General features: G+C 51.9%; 15 protein-coding genes. 1 reads left to right on the top strand and 14 read right to left on the bottom strand.

Annotated features, from left to right (window positions below; all coding sequences use genetic code 11):
• Nucleotides 1-484: 484 nt before the first annotated feature.
• Nucleotides 485-769 (bottom strand): hypothetical protein, encoded by a 285-nt coding sequence (locus tag AB8516_RS19605; RefSeq protein WP_369162840.1) that lies wholly within the window; start codon nucleotides 767-769, stop codon nucleotides 485-487.
• Nucleotides 770-990: 221 nt separating this feature from the next.
• Here AB8516_RS19605 and AB8516_RS19600 point away from each other — a divergent pair, with 221 nt between their 5' ends.
• Nucleotides 991-1227 (top strand): hypothetical protein, encoded by a 237-nt coding sequence (locus AB8516_RS19600; RefSeq protein ID WP_369162839.1) that lies wholly within the window; start codon nucleotides 991-993, stop codon nucleotides 1225-1227.
• A 102-nt stretch (nucleotides 1228-1329) separates the two neighbouring features.
• Here the strand turns inward: AB8516_RS19600 and pnp are convergent, their stop codons facing one another.
• The 13 genes from pnp to AB8516_RS19535 form a co-directional block, all read right to left on the bottom strand.
• Nucleotides 1330-3426 (bottom strand): polyribonucleotide nucleotidyltransferase, encoded by a 2097-nt coding sequence (pnp, locus tag AB8516_RS19595; RefSeq protein WP_369162838.1) that lies wholly within the window; start codon nucleotides 3424-3426, stop codon nucleotides 1330-1332.
• 36 nt (nucleotides 3427-3462) lie between these two features.
• The gene (rpsO, locus tag AB8516_RS19590; RefSeq protein WP_108295501.1) at nucleotides 3463-3732 is read right to left on the bottom strand and encodes a 30S ribosomal protein S15; all 270 of its coding nucleotides are present in this window, start codon (nucleotides 3730-3732) and stop codon (nucleotides 3463-3465) included.
• Between the two features lie 194 nt (nucleotides 3733-3926).
• The gene (gene truB / locus AB8516_RS19585) at nucleotides 3927-4850 is read right to left on the bottom strand and encodes a tRNA pseudouridine(55) synthase TruB (RefSeq protein WP_369162837.1); all 924 of its coding nucleotides are present in this window, start codon (nucleotides 4848-4850) and stop codon (nucleotides 3927-3929) included.
• Between the two features lie 35 nt (nucleotides 4851-4885).
• Entirely contained in the window at nucleotides 4886-5254 is a 369-nt protein-coding gene (rbfA, locus tag AB8516_RS19580) for a 30S ribosome-binding factor RbfA (protein WP_369162836.1), read from the bottom strand.
• A 5-nt stretch (nucleotides 5255-5259) separates the two neighbouring features.
• Nucleotides 5260-7845, bottom strand: a complete 2586-nt coding sequence (gene infB / locus AB8516_RS19575; protein WP_108295504.1) for a translation initiation factor IF-2 — start codon at nucleotides 7843-7845, stop codon at nucleotides 5260-5262.
• 89 nt (nucleotides 7846-7934) lie between these two features.
• Nucleotides 7935-9428, bottom strand: a complete 1494-nt coding sequence (nusA, locus tag AB8516_RS19570) for a transcription termination factor NusA (RefSeq protein ID WP_369162835.1) — start codon at nucleotides 9426-9428, stop codon at nucleotides 7935-7937.
• Between the two features lie 16 nt (nucleotides 9429-9444).
• A complete protein-coding gene (gene rimP, locus AB8516_RS19565; protein ID WP_369162834.1) occupies nucleotides 9445-9903 on the bottom strand; it encodes a ribosome maturation factor RimP in 459 nt (152 codons plus the stop codon).
• 276 nt (nucleotides 9904-10179) lie between these two features.
• Entirely contained in the window at nucleotides 10180-10923 is a 744-nt protein-coding gene (locus AB8516_RS19560) for a DUF1223 domain-containing protein (RefSeq protein WP_369162833.1), read from the bottom strand.
• Entirely contained in the window at nucleotides 10920-11414 is a 495-nt protein-coding gene (gene msrB, locus AB8516_RS19555; protein ID WP_369162832.1) for a peptide-methionine (R)-S-oxide reductase MsrB, read from the bottom strand. The genes AB8516_RS19560 and msrB overlap by 4 nt, the downstream gene beginning before the upstream one ends.
• 300 nt (nucleotides 11415-11714) lie before the next feature.
• A complete protein-coding gene (locus AB8516_RS19550; protein ID WP_369162831.1) occupies nucleotides 11715-12026 on the bottom strand; it encodes a hypothetical protein in 312 nt (103 codons plus the stop codon).
• A gap of 121 nt (nucleotides 12027-12147) precedes the next feature.
• Nucleotides 12148-12570, bottom strand: a complete 423-nt coding sequence (locus AB8516_RS19545) for a hypothetical protein (RefSeq protein WP_369162830.1) — start codon at nucleotides 12568-12570, stop codon at nucleotides 12148-12150.
• 452 nt (nucleotides 12571-13022) lie between these two features.
• A complete protein-coding gene (locus tag AB8516_RS19540; protein ID WP_369162829.1) occupies nucleotides 13023-14024 on the bottom strand; it encodes a hypothetical protein in 1002 nt (333 codons plus the stop codon).
• Nucleotides 14025-14309: 285 nt separating this feature from the next.
• Nucleotides 14310-14831 carry a hypothetical protein gene (locus AB8516_RS19535; RefSeq protein WP_369162828.1) on the bottom strand — a complete coding sequence of 174 codons (522 nt, stop codon included), beginning with the start codon at nucleotides 14829-14831 and terminating at the stop codon, nucleotides 14310-14312.
• Between the last annotated feature and the right edge of the window lie 13 nt (nucleotides 14832-14844).

Here is a 14844-nt window from a genome sequence, read left to right as displayed (position 1 = left end):
ACTCGGGACTGACTGGCTTGATGTTCCAGGGATGCACAAGATGTAAGTAACAGCACTATGATCAGCACTGAAAATGTCAGGCGTATTGGCGGCACGAAACACCTCAATCTGCTGAAATATGGACCATGAAACCCAATCGACTGAGCCTTATCCCGCGAGGCACATTTAGTCGCAACTATACAACTGTTACGCCGGCTATCATGATTTGGATTCAATACATGGAGGGAAATTCAACATTTTTGTAGCTGAATCTGTAATCACACCTTTCAAACGGCCGATTACAGCCAACTTTCTTACTTAGGCTCAAAATAGATTTTTAATTATTTTATAGTTGTTTTTCAGTAGTTTATGCCTAACACGCCAAACCAGAACGAATCAATCATTGGGTTAGACTCAGTGATTGTACCCGTTAGCACAAGCGTATCGAATTGATCGATGTATCGCTTTAGACGGGGCAGGATGCCCCGCTAAAGCAAAACCAACATTACCAGTTTACCGCTGCGCCGACATCAATCAGGCTGCTTCCGTATCCATCATTGAATCCACGCTGCGACTTGTGCACATTACTCGAGAAACCTTCAGAGTAGAGGAAGGAGCTACCATACTGATCACCAATACCCGGCTGCATGGCTGTAGGCAGAGTGTTCGAGTAGGACGAGCCAATGTACAGATCATGGTTGTTACCGACTACCTCATACAGATCATCATATGAAGTGGCGTACAGGTTGGCAGACAAAATCATGGTTGCGGTTGCTAATAGAATTTTCATTTTGATATTCCTCGTTTAGTTAAGTTAATGAAGCAGAATCATGCTGCGTTCAAACATCTATACGGGGTATATCGAGGATCGGATTCAAACAAATTCAACACGTGGTGAATATCGGCATCGCATACCGTTCATGCAACAGTCATATAACTGCAATATAACTGTGGCATCTTGTAAATCACAGACAGAATAAGGGCAAATGCACCCTACTCGGAGAAAAGGCAATGCGCAGTGATACACACACCTTGAGACCCTTTAGAAATCCCACTTATATCGACTACCTGGTTGGCTGGAGGTACCTCTTCAACCAGCATTATAGGTCGCATGTCCACAATCGCTGGTCTGATCAACCCTGGTTTATCTCAGTGTCGGAGATGCTGGTCGGTTTAGGCAGCGTCCTGTTTTCAACCGGTCTTGCCGCCATCTTGCTGTTCGTCATCTGGGATGTCTGGTTTAACTAGGGTCTGTCAACACCGATCCAACCGGCGATATATGCCTTAAAACTCGAAAATCGCGCAAAAAAAGGGGCCTTATCGGCCCCTTTTTCCATTGCTCAATGCTAATCAGGCCTCTTCAACCGCCTTCATGCTCAGGCGAATACGGCCCTGTTTATCAACCTCGAGAACCTTGACTTTCACCACATCACCTTCGGTCAGCTTATCACTGACCTTCTCCACACGTTCATTGGAGATCTGTGAGATATGCACCAATCCGTCCTTGCCCGGCAGGATGGTGACAAATGCGCCGAAATCCATCAGCTTTGCCACCTTGCCTTCATATGTCGTACCGACCTCAACATCGGCAGTGATCAGTTCCACGCGCTTGCGCGCCTCCTCACCCGCGGATTTATCCACGGAGAAGATCTTGACCACACCGTCATCGGTGATATCGACAGTAGCGCCGGTCTCTTCGGTAATGGAGCGAATGGTCACACCGCCCTTGCCGATGACATCACGAATCTTGTCGGGATTGATCTTGAACTCGATAATCCGTGGAGCATGCTCCGACATCTCGTCGCGATGTGAGTTGATGACGCTGTTCATCTCGCCAAGGATGTGAAGACGCCCCTCTTTAGCCTGGTCCAGTGCGATCTCCATGATCTCCTTGGTGATACCGTTGATCTTGATATCCATCTGCAGGGCATTGATACCCTGACCGGTACCGGCCACTTTGAAGTCCATGTCACCCAGGTGATCCTCGTCACCCATGATATCGGTCAGTACGGCGAACTTGTCACCCTCCTTGATCAGTCCCATGGCCACGCCGGCGACAGGATTCTTGATCGGCACACCGGCATCCATCAATGCCAGACTGGTACCGCAGACGGATGCCATCGAGGAGGAGCCGTTGGATTCGGTGATCTCGGAGACCACGCGGATTGCATAGGGGAACTCGCTGATTGTCGGCATACAGGCAAGCACACCGCGCTTGGCCAGACGGCCATGACCGATTTCACGCCGTTTCGGACTACCGACTCGCCCTGTCTCACCCACGCAGAAGGGAGGGAAGTTGTAGTGCAGCATGAAGTGCTCGCGACGGGAGCCCTCCAGTGCGTCGATGATCTGTGAATCGCGCTCGGTGCCCAGGGTGGTTACCACCAGGGCCTGGGTCTCGCCACGCGTGAAGAGCGCAGAACCGTGGGTTCTCGGCAAAACACCCGTACGCACCGAGATCGGGCGCACCGTGCGGGTATCACGACCGTCAATACGGGGTTCACCATCCAGGATACGGCCTCTGACAACACGCTTTTTCAACTTCTCAATGGCCGTCTTGACCTGATCGACACTCCAGCGGGTTTCACCCTCATCGTCCTCCGCACAGAGCTTCTGCACGGTTGCCGCCACAGCCTTGTCGACGGCCGCATAACGATCAAGCTTGTCTGCGATACGATAGGCGTCACCAATACCCTGAGCAGCCTCGGCCTCCACCGCTGCGCTCAGTTCTGAATCCTCTTCCGGGGCTGCGAAATCGGCTATCGGCTTGTTGACCTCGGCCGCCAGTTCCTTGATCGCCTGGATGACGGTCTGGAACTGTTCATGACCGAACAGTACGGCGCCCAGCATGACCTCTTCGGAGAGCTGGTTCGCTTCCGATTCGACCATCAATACAGCCTCTTCAGTACCGGCTACAATCAGGTCCAGATCCGAATCGGGATTGAGGCCGGTGGTGGCGGCATTCAAAATGTACTCGCCGTTTTTATAGCCGACACGAGCGGCGCCGACTGGGCCCTGAAACGGCAGTCCGGAGATCGCGAGCGCTGCGGAAGTACCGATCAATGAAGGTATTTCGGGATCCACTGCCGGGTTCAGGGACATCACGGTAATGATGACCTGGACCTCACTGGTGAAACCCTTCGGAAATAGCGGACGGATCGGCCGATCGATAAGCCGTGCTGTGAGAATCTCCTTTTCACTCGGACGGCCTTCACGACGAAAAAAGCCGCCAGGGATCATTCCGGCGGCATATGTCTTCTCCTGATAGTCCACGGTCAATGGAAAAAAGTCCCGGGCTACCTCGCTCTTCGCTTCAACCACGGTTACCTGGACCACAGTGTCGTCCACATTGACCATGACTGCACCGTCAGCCTGCCTTGCTATCTCACCTGTTTCGATGGAGACCTTATTGTCTCCCCATTGAAATTCTTTTTTGATTAATGTCACTTTTGAATCCTTGAGTAATTAATGTTTCAGGACGAATTAGCGACGCAGACCCAGACGGCTGATCAGCTCTTTATAGCGATCCGGGTCATTGCTCTTCAGATAGTCCAACAGCTTGCGGCGGGAATTGACGAGACGCACCAGACCCTGACGGGAGTGGTGATCCTGTTTATGTTCTTTGAAATGCTCCGTGAGCTGAGTAATGCGGCTGGTCATCAGGGCGACCTGTACCTCAGGCGAACCGGTATCCCCGGGTGCCCGCTGATACTCCTCGATGACAGATTTCTTGTCTGCTGCACTCATTGACATGACGTTTCTCCTCTTGGTTACGTCGTTGAATCTGGCCCCATTTAAGACCCACCCGACAATGAGTTCAGGCAGGCCGGACCGGTGAAAAATACGCTGTTAACCGGGCCATCCCCGGAAAGAGCGCGTAGTATGCGCGTTCTGGGCCTTCACAGCAACCCAAATTCCGCTACATGTGATGAATTTCTTTCTGCAATTCAATTTGTTACCTGCATGAGCCGTTTTGGCGCCACACGCCCGTCATCGAGAACCTGGCCGACGCCGAGAAAATCGGTCTCATTGGTATAGAGACGCACCCAACCGCTGGTGGGGGCATTTGGTACCAGGATCGGTTGACCCTGCCTCATATAGAAGGCGGCATCCGCTGTCAGATCGACTTGGGGCCACTCGGCCAATGCACTCTCCAACGGCAGCAGCCAATCATCCATCTCTTTAAACAGCTTTTCGGAGAAGGCGTGCTGAACCTCATCCAAGGTGACCATCGACTGGTCGTCGTAGGGACCGACTCCGGTCCTGCGCAAGCCACTGACATAGGCGCCGCAACCCAGCTGTTTACCGATATCCTCGGCGAGGGTACGTACATAGGTGCCCTTCGAGCAGTGCACGTCCATTTCGAATTCGGGCAGGGAGAAATCGATCAACTGCATTGAATGGATTCGGATAGTACGGGGTTCGCGCTCGACCTCCACTCCTTTACGGGCCAGTTTATAGAGTCGCTCGCCCTGGTGCTTGATAGCGGAGTACATGGGCGGCAGCTGTTGCTGTTCACCCAGGAAATCGGCCAGCACGTCCCGCAGTATCGCTTCAGTGACTCCGCTGGGATCGGCCCGCTCGATCACCTCGCCTTCGGCATCGGCCGTGGTTCTGGTCTCACCCAGCCTGACCCTGACCCGGTAGTGTTTATCCGCATCCAACAGAAACGCCGAGAGCTTCGTCGCCTCGCCGAAACAGATCGGCAACAGACCGGTGGCGAGCGGATCGAGACTGCCCGTATGTCCCGCCTTTGCCGCTTTATAGAGGAATTTCACCTCCTGCAAGGCCTTGTTCGATGTCATACCTTCCGGTTTGTCGAGCAGCAATACACCACTGATATTGCGCCCCCTGTTGCGACGACGTCCCATGCTTTTACTCTATCTTGCTTAATCGTGAGAAAGGATCAATCCAGGTCGGTGTGGTTTTCCTTCACCGCTTGATCAATTAAGGTGGAAAGATGTTCCCCCTGCTCCACCGAGGTGTCATAGACGAAATTCAATTTGGGTATTGAACGTAGCTTCATACGATGACCCAGCAACCAACGCAGATGACCGGCGATATGGTTCAACTGTTCGACACTCTCTTTCTGCGAAAGCGATGATGACATGGTGGTAAAGAAGACCTTGGCCTGGGAGAGATCCCTCACCACCCGGGCTTCCTGGATGGTCACCATTCCGATGGCCGGATACTTGACCTCTTCCCGGATCAGTCCGGCCAACTCCCGTTGCAGTTCCGCACCGATACGATCTGTTCGTTTGAAATCACGCGGCATGGCACTTATATGTCCCGCATCACTTCAGTCCGCTCGAAGACCTCGATCTGGTCGCCCACCTGCACATCGTTGTAGTTCTTTACGCCAATGCCGCACTCCATACCGTTCTTCACTTCCGCGACGTCATCCTTGAAGCGGCGCAAGGACTCCAGAGCCCCCTCGTATATCACCACATTGTCACGCAGTACACGGATCGGGTTATTGCGTTTCACCATGCCTTCGATAACCATACAACCGGCAATCGCGCCAAGCTTGGAGTTGCGGAACACATCACGCACCTCGGCCAATCCGATAATCTCCTCGCGGATTTCCGGAGAGAGCATACCCGATATGGCCTTTTTCACATCATCGATGATTTCATAGATGATGCCGTAGTAGCGCATGTCGATGCCTTGTTCTTCAACCACCCTGCGCGCACCTGCATCGGCACGTACATTAAAGCCGATGATGATGGCATTTGATGTCACTGCCAGGTTGGCGTCAGATTCATTGATACCGCCTACGCCCGATGCAACCACGGACACTTTCACATCCGCTGTGGAGGTATTTGCCAGTGCCTCTTTCAATGCCTCCACACTACCCTGAACATCAGCCTTGACGATCACATTCAAAGACTGGGTTTCACCCTCTTCCATTTGAGTGAACATCTCGTCAAGTTTCGCCGCTTTCTGTGCCGCCAAACGGGTATCCCGTTGCTTGTCATGGCGCAGTTCGGCAATCTCGCGGGCACGCCGCTCATCGCTGACCACCCGGACATCATCACCCGCTTCCGGTGTGCCTGAGAGGCCGAGCACCACCACAGGTATGGAAGGACCGGCGGTCTTGATGGGGCGCCCGTTCTCATCAAACATGGCGCGCACGCGGCCATACTCCTTACCGGATACGATGACATCGCCGCGCGTTAAAGTTCCGGACTGCACCAGCACAGTTGCCACCGGTCCCCGGCCCTTGTCCAGGGAGGACTCAACGATCGATCCCGTGGCATTGCCTTCCTGCACAGCCTTCAGCTCCAACACCTCGGCTTGCAGCAGAATCGCATCGAGCAGTTCATCTATGCCCTGGCCGGTTTTGGCGGAGACCTTCACGAACATGGTGTCACCCCCCCACTCCTCGGGAATCACCTCCTCCTGGGAGAGTTCCTGGATGACGCGATCGGGATTCGCCTCCTCTTTATCGATCTTATTGATTGCCACAATCAACGGCACCTCGGCCGCCTTGGCATGCTGGATCGCCTCCTTGGTCTGTGGCATGACTCCATCGTCGGCGGAGACCACAAGAATGACGATATCGGTCACCTTGGCGCCACGGGCGCGCATGGCTGTGAAGGCGGCGTGTCCCGGTGTATCCAGAAAGGAGACGGTGCCTTTATCGGTGTCCACGTGATAGGCGCCGATGTGCTGGGTAATGCCGCCCGCTTCACCCGCCGCTACCCGGCTGGTGCGAATATAATCGAGCAGTGAGGTCTTGCCGTGGTCGACGTGTCCCATGATAGTGACCACCGGCGGCCGCTGCACAGACTCTCCGGTAGTCTGAGACTCTTCCATACTCAGCAGATCGGCTTCAATATCCTCATCGCGCTGATGAACCGGCACATGCCCCATCTCCTCGACAACCAGAATCGCCGTATCGCGGTCCAACGGTTGGTTGATGGTTACCATCATGCCCATTTTCATCAAAACCTTGATGACTTCAGCGGCCTTGATCGACATCCGCTGGGCCAATTCAGCCACCGTGATGCTCTCGGGTATCTTGACTTCGTGCACGACCGGAGTGGTGGGGCGTTGAAAACCGTGTTGGCTCTCGCTGCTCGCGGCGGCAGCCGACCTGCGCTGCTTGGCGGGTTTTTTCTTACGACGTCCCTTTGCGCCATCGGCCACATGCAGCTCTTTACGCTCCAACCGCTGCTCGCCCTCTAGCTCCAGACCCTCGCGCTTGCTCTCTTTGCGACTCTTCTTGCCACGGCCGGATTCCGGTTTGGGGGCAGGCTTCTCCTGCACCACTTCAGGCTCCTCGGCCTTTATCATTTCCGCTTCGACCACCTTGCGCGCAGCCTCCTCTTCAGCGGCCTTGCGCGCAGCCTCTGCCTCTTCTTCAGCCTTCTTTACCGCTTCCTCTTCAGCCCTTTTCGCCGCCTCGGCCGCTTTTCGCGCCTCGATTTCAGCCTCGATGGCAGCCCTGGCCTTTGCCTGTTCGTCGAGCGCCTTGCGCGCCTCTTCCGCCTCTTTCGACTTACGTTCATCTGATTCAACAGCGGCACGTTTGACATAGGTACGCTTCTTACGCACCTCCACACTGACCGTCTTGGCAGGCGCCGTCGATGCGCGGCTCAAGGTACTGCGTGAAGCTGTCGGCTGGCGTAGTTCGCTGACGGTTTTACGACGCAAGGTGACCTTGCTCGGCGCTGTCACCCCGGCACTCTTTTTCTTGCCGTGACTCTCGCGCAGATAGTGCAGCAGTTTGGCTTTCTCCTCATCGGAGATCCTATCGTCAGGCGTCTTGGCCTGGATGCCTGCATCCTCCAGCTGTTCCATCAAGCGATCGGCAGGAATACCAACGACATTTGCAAGTTGTGCTACCGTTACTTCACTCATACATCAGGCCTCTTGAATTTGCCTTATCCATCTTTTCCTATGCTATACCTTCATACCGGACTCACATGCGGCGTAAAGCTACACAACTACTATTTTGCCTCTTCGAACCAAGGTGCCCGGGCTGTCATGATCAGCTTCCCGGCACGATCCTCATCCATTCCGTCGATCTCCATCAGATCATCGATGGATTGCTCCGCAAGGTCCTCCATCGTCACCACGCCCCGACCGGCAAGCGTGAACGCAAGCTGTTTGTCCATGCCCTGCATGGTCAACAGATCCTCGGCTGGTTCACGGAACGCCTCTTCATTGGCGATGGCCCGGGTCAACAGAAAATCTTTCGCCCGGTTGCGCAGCTCGTTGATTAGATCCTCATCGAACTCCTCGATGGTGAGCATCTCCTCGATCGGGACATAGGCAACCTCATCGACACTGGTAAATCCTTCCTGCACCAGTATTGCCGCCACATCCTCGTCCACATCCAGCTGCTCCATGAAGGCATCCATGAAGCCCTTGGCTTCCGATTCACTCTTCTCCGACGCCTGGGCCTCATCCATGACATTCAATTCCCAGCCGGTCAATTGACTGGCCAAACGCACGTTCTGTCCGCCACGACCGATGGCCTGGGAAAGATTCTCTTCGCTCACCGCCACATCCATGGTGTGTGTATCTTCATCCACAACAATCGAAACCACGTCCGCCGGCGACATGGCGTTGATCACATACTGCGCCGGGTTGTCGTTCCACAGGATGATGTCGACACGCTCGCCATTCAGCTCGTTGGATACCGCCTGCACCCTTGAGCCGCGCATACCGACGCAGGCCCCTACGGGGTCGATGCGCTGATCGTGGGCTTTGACCGCAATCTTGGCGCGCAGGCCGGGATCCCGGGCGGCGCTCTTGATCTCGATCAGACCCTCGCCCACCTCGGGCACCTCGAGCTTGAACAGCTCGATCAACAGATCCGGCATGGTGCGGCTGATAAAAAGCTGCGGGCCGCGGGGTTCGGAGCGAATCTCATACAGGTATCCACGGATGCGGTCACCTACCCGGATCGACTCCTTGGGAATCATATGTTCACGCCCGATAAAGGCTTCTGCGTTGCCACCCAGATCGAGGAAGATATTACCACGGTCGATTCGCTTGACGACGCCGGTGACCAACTCACCCTCCCGTCCCTGATACGCCTCCACCACTTTCGCCCTTTCGGCTTCCCGCACCTTCTGCACGATCACCTGCTTGGCGGCTTGTGCGGCAATACGACCGAACTCGATGGACTCGATCGGTTCCTCGACGAACTCGCCGACTTCTATTTCGGGATACTCCGCTCTGGCGACATCCAGGATAATTTGGCGCAGTGGCGCATCCGGTTCATCCTCCGAATAGGCCTCCACCACTTCCCATCGACGAAAGGTGTCGTAATCGCCTGTGGTTCGGTCGATCGCCACGCGCACCAGAATGTCATCGCCATTGCGCTTGCGTGTAGCGGATGCCAAGGCAGCCTCAATGGCTTCAAAGATGATCCTCTTTTCGACATCTTTCTCATTGGAAACCGCATCCACGACCAGCAATATCTCTTTACTCATCAATTGTTTCCCAATTCTAAATATCCGGTATCAAACGCGCCGAATCGATCAGTTCAATCGCTATCCCATGGAGTTTTCCATCTTCCTCGATCAATACCTGATTCTCAGCCACGCCCCGAAGTACACCCGTAAAACGGTGACGGCCTTCAATCTTGGTGTGGGTTTTCACCCGCACCTTGTTTCCCTGGAACCGCTCAAAATGCTCCCGTTCAAACAGGGGCCGGTCCAAACCAGGTGAAGAGACCTCGAGCTGGTACTGCTCCTTGATCGGATCCTCCACATCCAGCACGCCGCTGATCTGATGACTGACCTGTACACAGTCATCGAGACCGATACCGTCGGCATGGTCGATATAGATCCTCAGCAAGGCGCCTCCCTTGCCTTGTCCCGTCAACTCCAAGCCGACCAGCTCATAGCCCAACAGCTCCACTTCAGCACGGACCAGGGATTTCAATTTTTCCGGAGCCGATCGCATTTCTTCACCGCAATAAAAAATGGGCTCATGGCCCATCCCGTCGTCCTCGATATACGAGACCCGGCCGGATCTACCTATCCGCCTGGGCCCAGGTCGTACACTCGAAAACAAAAAAACCCCGCTGTCGGGGTTTTATTATAGTTCGCTGCGGCAGATCAAGGCGTTCATGGCCGATGCACGTCCGCAAATTCGACGCGAAGAATAGCACAGGCAGCAAGCCTTATCAATTAGAGAGTTAAAAGATACTATCGCCTGTCGACACTAATCCAATCATCCCTAAGGCAACCAGCCGCCAGCCGCCTGTACCTGCCGGCTGCTGTCCGGTCGAGTGAGCCAGGCAACCACGGCTAGTCTATCCGCTTCGTTGGCGGAGAGTTCGGGCCAGGTAAAACGCCACTCTCCTTCCCCTGACGCCGCTTGTTGGTGACTCAATACAACAAAGTTCTCCTCCAAGGTCCTGCCCCGGTTTTCACCACCGCCGATACGACTGGAGAGGCCAAAGCCGAGAATCGCGAAATGGGCCTCAAATTTGCCCCCCCTCAGATGGGGCTGAGGCGAGAACTTGAGTGTAGCACCCGTCCCTGGATCGACTTGCATAGTCAAACGCCCTACCTGTTCATTGGCAGACAGATCGAGTCCAGGCCGGTAGAACCATTGACGCCACTCCTGCCCGTTGAGGACGAATCCCGGTGTATAGACTGAGCGTATCGCACCCTGCCGACGGTGATCGCGCTGCCTCTTGCTGAAGGCCGGCGATGCGAAGCGGTCCGGCCAGCCCAAGTCATCCCAGTAATCCACATGAAACGCCAGCGGAATAAGCTTTTGCCACAATCCCGGATGCCGCTCCAGTTTCCGCAGCCAGGCATCCGCGGGGGGACAGCTGCTGCAGCCGTGGGATGTGTAGAGCTCCAGCAGATTGACCCGTTCAACCGGGCTCTGCAAGGTCAGGGCCTGGGTGGGCTGAGCGACAACAGCCGCCATCAATCCGCCGCTCAGCAACAAGCCGCGCCAGCCGTTCATGCTTCCGCCGGAATGAACTTCAATGCAATACCGTTGTTACAGTAGCGCAATCCGGTCGGCTTCGGCCCATCATTGAAGACATGCCCATGATGACCGCCGCAGCGGGCACAATGATACTCGGTACGCGGCCATATCAGCTTGTAATCCTTTTTGGTACCCAGCGCGCCGGGCAGATAGTCGTAGAAACTCGGCCATCCGGTCCCGCTCTCATACTTGGTCGACGAGGCAAACAGGTGATTATCGCAACCCGCGCAGGCGTAGACACCCTCGCGCTTCTCCTTCAACAGGGGGCTCGTACCCGGCCGCTCCGTACCCTCCTCCCGCAGGATATGATACTGCTCAGGCGTCAACCGTTCGCGCCACTGCGCATCGGTCAAATCTATTTTTTCGTTTTGCATGGCTTTATCATCCTGTCTGGCTAATACCGACTGACCAACGACCGGCAACAACGCCGCCGCGCCCAACAGCTTAATCAAACTTCTTCGCTTCATCACTCTTCTCCTCACACGCGCGACTCCCCGAGAGACAGGAACCGCATAGGACATCTGACAGGAATTCTAAGCTGAGATTCACCACGATAGTCGGGGTAAAAAACGGGGAAATCTTCTAATTCATCAATGAACCCGATCGCTTATGGTTCTGAATATAGGGCGGCAAGATCCAGAGAGGATCACGTAGTTATCACAAATGCATCACAGTCTTGCTGTTGTGATAACAAAAACGCCGCTTCGTAGCCACTATATGATCCAGTCTTCCAGCGTAAAAATAATGTTATCGAAGCCACCGCCTCATTACACGTCTGTATACATTTTCTCCGATTCACGAATAGTATTTATTTTCTTATTGATGTAATGAACACTCACTGGAAACAAGACGCCATATATACCCCACATAAAAAAGTTATATGGTTTTGGCAGCAACAGAAGCAAAGCAAGGAATATGATGATTGCAATCCAAACAAAGATCGATACTCTAATCATAAAATTTTTCTCTGCCTGGCTATTCGTATTCTTGATACTAAAATAGGTGCCTACAATCCCACCTATTATTCCTATGACCGCCCCGAATGCGCCACCGATAAATCCAACGGTTTGTCCATCCATAATTTCCTATCTCAACTACATGTCATTCATATTTACGAAAACGTTGTCTCAATGAAAATTGTTAGTCGCCGATCCACAAAAGGCTAAGTTTGCCGTTGTAATTAGACAACCAACAGGCTGTCTATTCATGCTTCATTGCTGTCGGACACCTGAGTCGGTAAGTTCTATCACCAAGCGGTTTTACGTATAGCTTCGAACAATTCCAACCACGAAAGTCGCCATCCATTACATACTGCACTCCAGTATCCGGGAGAGGACCAAACTCTGCCATTGAAGTCGGTTCTTTAGTGGAATTGTCAGCGGCTGCTGTTGCCTCACTGGCCATTGCAGTAGAACTTCCATCTCTGCCAGTTGCATTGACGGGTCTAAACTGATCCAGTTCATAATATTCTTCACTACGCACGTAAATTACCTTGCCTACGAATCCCAAATCCAATCTTTCACCATCCTCAACATTCGCATCTTCCGAAATTCCCGTGACGAGTTGGAATTGCTCACCATATACAGCTACAAACCAGTTCGTATCGGCGGCTTCCGCAATCATTGCTAGGCAAGATAAAAGAAGTAGTAGATGGATTATTCGCATAAGGAATTACTCAACATGTTGTGCAACCTGAGGACACATAACAGATAATAATCATTTACTGTAAAAGCTAAAAGCCCGTTTATAACGAGTAACAGAATTATCGTTATAGCATATTAAATTCTATATTGGCCACCCCACGATTAGCGGTAATCTATTCAGAAGGAGCTTTTAGGGTGGATGTCCATGCAGTGTTTAGGGTGGATGTCCATGCAGTGGAGCACTCCCGGCATAATCCTAGGGTCTGACCGGCAGTCAGACCCTCAGCAAACATTAATGCCAAAAGGAATCGGAATGGCTTGTACCACAAGATCACAAATCTTTTATGCTTTGACCTCATGTTGCAAGCCGTTACCGATTGATTGACGACGACATGATTATCACAAATAGCATCTGTCGGCCTGTAGAATCCGTTACTGTGCAACAATAAGGGCTTCTGCTATAAATTGTTCATATGTCATTTGTTGTTGTTCTTCAATAGAACCATCATTGTTTTCATCAAATAATACCTGGACAATATCGGGTCCGGCCACAGTGACTTCTATTCGGTCACCTTGATAGAACACTGAATATCTTCCTGCAGATAAGACCGAATTAATGATCTTCACATCATCCAGTACAGTTGTAGTGTACGAGAAAGCAGTGTTTTCCTTATTTAGTAAATCTATATCCCAGTATAGATAAGTATCGTTTATTGAGTCATCCTGATATCTTTCAAAAATCATTCTAGAAAAATGAGCTTTATCGTCTTCATAATGCGGCGCCGGATGTTCGGTCGTGTTTGGGTTACCTTTATAGGATCCATCGATTTCATAGCGATCTGAATTGATTCCTATAATGTTTGCATCACCGAGTCCTTCTTGCTTAATTCTCATATTTACAATTAGTGGTCCTCCATCAATAATTTTATTGCTAACAGCATCATATATTGCTCGAAAGTCCATATTGCTTACTTCATTGCTTTCGATAATGTCGATAGATGAGGTGCCTTCCTGCACCCCCTTACCATTGTTGCAATGCAGATATGTTACTGTCAGATTGTCGCCTGGATTGAGAGACTCCTCAGACCCGGACTTTTGCACATTGACACTCTTTTCACCACTGTTATCGCATGCAGTTACTTTCTGTCCGGATTCTTCATGATATAGTGCAAACTTGGCAAAGTGCGGTTCAACTGCATAAATACCACCCAGACCAGCCTGGGTAAAGTAGACCTGTGCTGCTGTTGTTATATAGTTCCCGGATGTATTCGTAACACCAGTGTCACTACTGATATCACTAGCATCGTCAATAGTGACATCACCAGCGCCATCACCGCCCCCTCCTCCGCATGCGACTAAAGTAATAGTAATAAATGATGCGATATTTAATTTAGAAAACAAATTTATCTGTTTAGAGTTGAGTATGACATCCATTTCATTCTCCTAAAAAAATACTATCGAGTTAAGATGAAGTGTGCTGATGTTGGATGATCAGCACACTAGGGTATTTTATTTCAATTGTTGATAAGGAAATTAGAATCAGTTCGCGATAAGAATATTTTCGCCATATATATTCATAAAAGTAATATTGGCTTGATTGCCGGATGTATTGCCATAAAACCAGACTGCATATCAATGGATAAGTAATTCAGTTTATTTGTCAGATTCCTAATAAACCTGACACCATATAATATGACATTCAGCCCTAAAACCTAAGCATCACTTAAATGCATTCGTCCTGCGACTACCGAAACTTAACGTTATATCTTCATCCCGAAATACGAAAAAAATACTCAAACTGCTTTTGCTGCCCATGCGAAGGGTTTTACCCGCCATCTTCGCATCTTCGCTTCGCCTGACCTCAGTCAGATCAATCACTTTACGGTAGACCTTATCTTCCAAGGGAGTCCAGGTGCAGCCATGCTTCCTCACATATTGCGGATCTTTAGAGTAAACTCGCACAGATCGACAATCACTCAGCTTCGCTAACTGCCACTCAACCTCCACATGATCAGGAAGTGATTTTGGATAACCCACAAAACGATTCATGACCGCGATGTCATCCCGTACGCCGGGAATCCCAGGATGCAGGCGAGAATATCTCATGGTGGTTTCCATCTGTTTTAGGATGACGCCGTACTCACCATAGTTTGCCGCACGCACCACATATAGAAAGTTACTGCAGCCGCTCTGGGTCAAGGCCATAATTACTAATAGTGTCAGGTACCCTACTCTTTTCATCTATCGCTTTCCT

Origin of the sequence: Candidatus Thiodiazotropha sp. LNASS1 (assembly GCF_964212655.1) — a bacterium.
Classification (GTDB): Bacteria; Pseudomonadota; Gammaproteobacteria; order Chromatiales; family Chromatiaceae; genus Thiodiazotropha.
Note: the sequence above shows the minus strand (reverse complement) of the source record. Positions and strands in the feature narration are given on the sequence as shown.